Origin of the sequence: Winogradskyella sediminis, assembly GCF_003387355.1 — a bacterium.
GTDB classification, from domain to species: domain Bacteria; phylum Bacteroidota; class Bacteroidia; order Flavobacteriales; family Flavobacteriaceae; genus Winogradskyella; species Winogradskyella sediminis.
Map to the genome: position 1 here is coordinate 1,716,514 of NZ_QUNH01000001.1, position 6,996 is coordinate 1,723,509.

Below are 6,996 nucleotides of genomic sequence, written 5' to 3' on the forward strand. Positions count from 1 at the left end.
ATATTATTTTTTTTAGCTTCACACTTCAAACTACTTAACGGCAACATAAATTTCAGTTATCCAATTTGCTGGATTTAACTCATTTGTAGGGTCGGTTAAATAAGTTTCAAGCATTGGTCCTCCTTCAATCATTTCTAAATTATTATCAGAGATATACTTCATCGTAGCATCCCAAGCGTCTTTCAAATTAGAATAGTTCCCTTTTAAAACAGTTTTTACTGCTGTAAATGATTCTAGTTTTCCTGTTAAAATTTCGGCTTCGTCTGTTATAACCTTAGAATTTGTAGGAACGCATGCAGAGAACATTACGGCATCATTTTCTTCATCCCATTTGTGATATAAAATAAACGGTGGACCAGCCATAGTTACATTATGAGTTATGGCGTAGGCACCAACTTTTGGTAACATAGTAGACATACTTTCTTTAAAATCCTTAAATTTAGTTGAAGTTGTATTGTAAAGATAGTAGCCTCCGCTGTGTTGTGTAATACCTTCAGTGGTAATGCTATAAACTTTCATCTCGGCTTGTATAACACTATCTAGTTTCTCTAATCCTCTTTCATAATCCGGACCAATTTGTTTTTCCATGCCACCAGAAAACGCAGACCACATTTTAAAGCCAAACGGTAAGTTGTCTCCAGAAATTGACCAAGTGACATCTGTAGAACCATCCGTGTTGGGTTTTAAATCCCAAGTGACTTTAGATTTTGGGAATTCTGCAAACTGCATGTCTTGCGTTATTGAGGTCTTAGGATTAGTGTCTGTAGTCGTCATGTGGCCAATGTCTCCATCCTCGTTCCATTGGTAAGAACCTCCAATACCTTTGGTAGTCTCGCCAAGTGTTACCTCAATATCAGGGTTATGTTCCACCCAAGGGTTCCATGCTTCCCAATTTTTAAAATCAATGACGTTGTCATAGACTACAGATGTAGGCGCTTTAATTGTTCTTGTTCGTGTAACTTCATAAGAATTTGGCTGTACTGCAATATAAATAGAAACGCCAATGACAATGATTAATAGTAATAAAAGTAAGGATTTAAAAGCTTTCATGTACAGGAATTAAATTAGTATATCTCAAAGATAGTGATTTTATGATATGTGATATATATATTACATTTGTGTACAACTAAATAAAATAAACACATGAATTTAAAATCATTATTTAAAATTTGCCTTCTCGCTTTCATCCTTGTTTCATGTAAGAATGAAGTTAAAGAAGAACCCATTGAAACCGTAGCGACTACAGAAACGGATTTTAGTTTTAATGTTGAAGAATTTGCAGATATTAAAATTTTGCGTTACCAGATTCCAGGATGGGATAATTTAACGTTAAAAGAACAGAAGTTAGTCTATTATTTAACTCAAGCCGGTCTAGAAGGTCGAGATATTATGTGGGACCAAAATTACAGACATAACCTTAAAATTAGACAAGCATTAGAAAATATTTATACCAACTATACAGGAGATAAATCAACAGAAGATTGGAAAAATTTTGAAACCTTCTTAAAACGTGTTTGGTTTAGTAATGGAATTCACCATCATTATTCTAACGCTAAATTGGTTCCTGAGTTTGGTAAAGCGTATTTCAACGAATTATTAACAGCAACAAATACAAGCTTAGAAGGTGAAGCTTTAGAGGTTTTATTTAATGATAAAGACGCTAAAAAAGTGAATCAGGCTAAAGGTATTGATAATGTATTAGAATCTGCCGTTAATTTTTATGGTCCGGATGTAACCAATGCAGATGTGGCAAATTTCTACAAAACTAAAACATCTCCAAATCCAGAAAAGCCATTATCTTATGGTTTAAACTCAAAATTGGTTAAAGAAGATGGTGTTTTAAAAGAGCGCGTTTATAAATCTGGTGGCTTATATGGAGCAGCAATAGACGAAATTATTAAGTGGCTAGAAAAAGCACAAGGGGGTGCAGAAAATAAAGCACAAGGAGATGCTATAGGTTTATTAATAGAGTATTATAAAACAGGTGATTTACAGACTTGGGACGACTATAATGTGGCTTGGACAGCAGCTACAGAAGGAAATATAGATTACATTAATAGCTTTATAGAAGTGTATAACGATCCTTTAGGTTATAGAGGATCTTATGAAACTATCGTTCAGATTAATGATTTTGACATGTCTGAAAAGATGGCTGTATTATCTGAAAATGCACAATGGTTTGAAGATAATTCTCCATTGATGGATGAACATAAAAAAGATAGTGTAGTTGGTGTAACATACAAAGTGGTGAATGTTGCAGGTGAAGCAGGTGATGCCTCTCCAAGTACGCCAATCGGAGTTAATTTACCAAATGCCAACTGGATTAGAGCTGCAGTGGGTAGTAAATCTGTATCGTTAGGAAACATTATTAATGCCTATAATAATGCAGGTGGTACTGGTCGTTTAAAAGAATTTGCTCACGATGAAGAAGAGGTGCAATTAGAAGAACAATACGGACAAATTGCAGATAAATTACATACAGCATTGCATGAAGTAATTGGGCATGCTTCCGGACAATTAAATCCTGGAGTAGGTGAGACCAAAGAAACACTTAAAACCTATGCATCTACTTTAGAAGAAGGACGTGCAGATTTAGTAGGTTTATATTATTTATACGATTCTAAATTACAAGAATTAGGATTGGTAGACGACTGGAAAAAAGTTGGAAAAGCAGCATTTGATGGCTACATTAGAAATGGTCTAATGACGCAGTTAGTGCGATTGGATTTAGGAGACGATGTCGAAGAAGCACACATGCGAAACAGACAATGGGTTTCGGCTTGGGCATACGAAAAAGGAAAAGCCGACAATGTTATTGAAAAAGTAACTCGCGACGGAAAAACGTATTTTAATATTAATGATTACGATAAATTACACGATTTATTCGGACAATTATTAAGAGAAACACAACGTATTAAGTCGGAAGGAGATTACGAAGCTGTAGAAGCTTTAGTAGAAGGCTATGGTGTAAAGGTCGATCAAGATATTCATGCTGAAGTTTTAGAGCGTAACAAACAATTTCCATCTCCACCTTATAGTGGTTTTGTAAATCCGGTTTTAGTACCAGAAATGAATGATGCTGGTGAAATTACAGCCATTAAAGTAACACAACCTAATTCATTTGCAGAACAGATGTTAAACTATAGTAAAGATTATAATAATCTTCCTGATGTCAATTAAGAACCATTGTTCTAATCAAGATAAGAAAAGCACTTACAATCCTGTAAGTGCTTTTTTTATGGTGTAGCGTTTATAACTTAAACAGCTGCTAAACACTTTAAAACAATGGTGTACTTTTCTATAGACAATTACGTTTTACCGTAAACTTTGTGGATCTTTTAGGTGTATCTTTGATTCTTAACAGAACGATGATATATCGATGACATAACGTTTATTTAAAAAATAAAATTAACTTCGTAACGGATTATACTATAACATATTAAAACTGTTGTTGTCCTTTTGTATTAATGGGATAAGCATACACTAAGTTGTGATATAACGAGTTGGCAATAATTAAACTCGATTGATATAAATCATAAGAATGAATCGTGAAATAATAGATATAAATGATTACACAATCTTGTTGGAAGAGGCTTCTACCGAAAATAATTTAATAGATTCATGTTTTTTTGACGAGCCAGTAATAGCTATCGCCTTTTATGGTACAGGTGATGTTGGTCTTAATGTAAAATTTGATGGAAAAACCAAAAAGTTCCATCACACCAAAGGTATGGTACTATCATTTTATGCAGATAATATGGTAGAATTTGAACATCATGTTTCCAAACTAAAATCGCTGCAATGTCTAGTAATCGCTACAACAATAAGAAACATAGACAAATTGCCTAATGGTGAAGGTCAATTCTTGGAACAATTTTTATACCAATTAATACACCCAAAAGACCATTATGTTGAAGGTCCTGTATTTAATATGAGCCCAGAAATGTTTCAATTAGTTGAACAGTTCTTCAGCAATACTTACGAAGGTGAGATTAAAATGATGTTTTATAAAAGCCATATCACAGCTTTACTTTCTCATTATTTTGGACAATTGGCACAACAACAAAACACAAAACTTGATACTTCGCAAATAGAAAAAATCAATCTTGCTCAAGAAATTTTATTATCCGATTTAGAAAGTCCACCTTCCTTAACAGAATTGGCCAACAGAATTGGAACTAACACAAATAAGCTTAAAATAGAATTTAAAGCACAGTTTGGCGTTCCGGTTTTCAAATACTTACAAAACGAACGTTTAAAAAAAGCCTACAGTTTAATTAAAAACGAACAAAAAACAATTCAAGAAGCCGCTTGGGCTGTAGGTTACGATAGTTTGGGTTCTTTCTCTAACGCTTTTGAAAAAAAGTTTGGCTACAGACCTAGCCAAGTGTAAAATTCTTTTCGAATAAATCATAATTCTTTCTGAATAAGTCGCTGGAAGACAGCTACTATAGATTTGTATCATAATTTAAAACTAAAGATTATGGTCAGTAAAAATTTATTTAGCATTGTATGTGGCATACTCGTTTGGATTTTAGGCGTTAGCTTTTACCTCTTATCATTTTATGTTCCCATATTAGAAAATCCGGAACTACAATCTAATATCGCATTGGCTTTGGGTATTATACCTAGCGCATGTATAGGAACATATCTGTTCTATACGAAAAGTTACATAAAACCATCTACATTGGGGCTTACATTCGTTATGGTGGCTACGCTTCTAGATGTAATAATCACAGTTCCAGTATTTATAATTCCAAATGGTGGAAGTTATTCAGAATTTTTCGGAGACCCAATGTTTTACACAATTTTAGTTGAGTTTTACTTCATTGTATTCTATTTCGGAAATCATTTAACCAATAAAAAAATCAAAGCATGAAAACTATTGTTTTTTTTATTACGGTTTTATTGAATGCACTTTCCACAGGTTTTTTCTTCGCTTGGTCAGTTTCAGTCATATTGGGCACTAACAAAATAGGTCATTTAAACTATTTAGAAACAATGCAAAATATTAATAGAGAAATCTTGAATCCGGTGTTCTTCATTGTGTTCTTTGGAAGTTTAATCGCATTGGGAATAACTACTTATTTACAGTTCAACAACAAAACTGTATTTGTGTTAGTCTTGGCATCAACAATCATTTATCTAATTGGCACTTTTGGAGTTACAGCTTTTGGAAATGTTCCCTTAAACAATGAACTAGAAGCATTAACCATTACCAATCTTAAAGCAATAGAGCTAAAGAGTTTTAGAACCTATTATGAAAGTGCTTGGAATCATTTCCATAGTATAAGAACCATTTCGAGTATAGTTTCATTCATACTATTACTTATATCAATATTTATTCAAAAAACATTTTAAAACAATTCATTATGAAAACAAACATTTTAGTAATCGGAGGAACTGGAAAAACTGGTCGCCGAGTAGTAGAGCAATTACAAAACAAAGGAATTGAGCCAAGAATTGGTTCAAGAAATTCATCACCAAGCTTTGATTGGGATAATAAAGAAACATGGATAGAAACCTTAAGCAGCATCGAAAAAATGTATGTTACGTATTATCCTGATCTTGCTGTTCCAGGAGCCAAAGAAGCTATAGAGAGTTTAACTTATTTAGCAAAAGAATTAGGTGTTAAAAAAATGGTGCTGCTCTCTGGAAAAGGTGAAACTGAAGCTGAAGCTTGTGAAAAAATCGTGATGAATTCTGGCATGGATTATACAATAGTTAGAGCATCTTGGTTTAATCAGAATTGGAGTGAAAGTTTCTTTTTGGATCCTATATTATCTGGAGAAGTGGCGTTACCAATGTCTAATGTTTTAATTCCATTTGTAGATGCTAATGATATTGCTGAAGTAGCTGCAACTGTTTTACTTGATGACACTTATAACGGAAAAATAATTGAGGTAACAGGTCCAGAATTAATCACCTTCAAGGATATTATCAATATAATTTCTAAAACTAGTAACAGAAAATTAAACTTCTATGACATCACATTAGAACAGTATATTGATGGTATGAAGCAAATGCAAATACCAAATGATGTAGTGTGGTTAATTGAGTATTTATTTAGTCATGTTTTAACCAATCCTAAAAATCAGTTAGTGGTTAATGATATTGAACGAGTTCTAGACAGAAAAGCAAAAACATTTCTAGAATATGCACAAGAAACTGCTAAAACAGGTATTTGGAGTCAAGTAGAAGTCCAATAACTATTGCCAACAACGTGTATAGCTCATTGCGGCTGAATTCCTAATCGGAATTCATTGCAATTTGCTATCTTTCGGTCACGGCGGAAAATCATAGCTGATTTTCCGCAACGAGCCATACACAAAACCGTTGTGTGTAATGCCGTAAAAACGGAGAGATTCAAATGACAGATAAAGAAAAAAATAGAATTGCAGAATTGAGATGGGAAATTGAACGGAAAGAAAAACGGGCAAAACTCGAACCGAAACTGATTTCAATATTACCGAAAAACTCATTTGAATTTTTAAGTTTTGAGGAATCTGATTCTTTTCAATCTAAAACAGACGATTGGCCAAATGATAAATGGAAAGAAAACTTATACTTTCAAACCGAAATTGAAAACACTCTGATAATTGAAAATATCATAAAGAATTTTCTTGACCTAATAACAGACTCTGAACTTTATATTTTCCTTATGAATTATAACTTCGGACTGATTAAAATATCGAAAGAAAAATTAAGTGACAATTGGATTGACTTAATCGAAATTGACCAAGACGAAATTTATTTATTTAATCCAAAAAGTACCGAATTCATCTGTATCGAAAAAACTGAAGAAATTATTTCAGGACGTGAAAATGAAGGTCCAAAATGGATTTATGAAATAACATACTCGAACAATGAATTAAAAGAAAAATGTAAAAGCACTACACACAACAAAGTACTGTGGCAAAAAACAAGTAAAAACTCATTATTTTTTTACTAAAGTACTTTTATAATTTCCATCATATATTAACCCTGATTTAGCTA

7 protein-coding genes are annotated in these 6,996 nt (G+C 32.9%); 6 read left to right on the forward strand and 1 reads right to left on the reverse strand.

Annotation, left to right across the window (positions count from 1 at the left end):
* Nucleotides 1–30: 30 nt before the first annotated feature.
* Nucleotides 31–1,050, reverse strand: coding sequence for an SRPBCC family protein (locus tag C8N41_RS07330; protein WP_115838735.1), 1,020 nt, complete (start codon nt 1,048–1,050; stop codon nt 31–33).
* A gap of 93 nt (nt 1,051–1,143) precedes the next feature.
* On the opposite strand from C8N41_RS07330, the gene C8N41_RS07335 reads away from it, so the two are divergent.
* From C8N41_RS07335 to C8N41_RS07360, 6 genes are all read left to right on the forward strand, one after another.
* Entirely contained in the window at nt 1,144–3,180 is a 2,037-nt protein-coding gene (locus tag C8N41_RS07335) for a dipeptidyl-peptidase 3 family protein (RefSeq protein ID WP_115838736.1), read from the forward strand.
* A 361-nt stretch (nt 3,181–3,541) separates the two neighbouring features.
* Complete coding sequence (locus C8N41_RS07340) at nt 3,542–4,393, forward strand: helix-turn-helix domain-containing protein (RefSeq protein ID WP_115838737.1); 852 nt, start codon at nt 3,542–3,544, stop codon at nt 4,391–4,393.
* Nucleotides 4,394–4,483: 90 nt separating this feature from the next.
* Complete coding sequence (locus C8N41_RS07345; RefSeq protein ID WP_115838738.1) at nt 4,484–4,879, forward strand: DUF5367 family protein; 396 nt, start codon at nt 4,484–4,486, stop codon at nt 4,877–4,879.
* A complete protein-coding gene (locus C8N41_RS07350) occupies nt 4,876–5,361 on the forward strand; it encodes an anthrone oxygenase family protein (protein WP_115838739.1) in 486 nt (161 codons plus the stop codon). Before C8N41_RS07345 ends, C8N41_RS07350 begins: the two co-directional genes overlap by 4 nt.
* 11 nt (nt 5,362–5,372) lie before the next feature.
* Nucleotides 5,373–6,209, forward strand: coding sequence for an NmrA family NAD(P)-binding protein (locus C8N41_RS07355; protein WP_115838740.1), 837 nt, complete (start codon nt 5,373–5,375; stop codon nt 6,207–6,209).
* A 161-nt stretch (nt 6,210–6,370) separates the two neighbouring features.
* Complete coding sequence (locus C8N41_RS07360) at nt 6,371–6,952, forward strand: hypothetical protein (RefSeq protein WP_115838741.1); 582 nt, start codon at nt 6,371–6,373, stop codon at nt 6,950–6,952.
* Nucleotides 6,953–6,996: the final 44 nt, after the last annotated feature.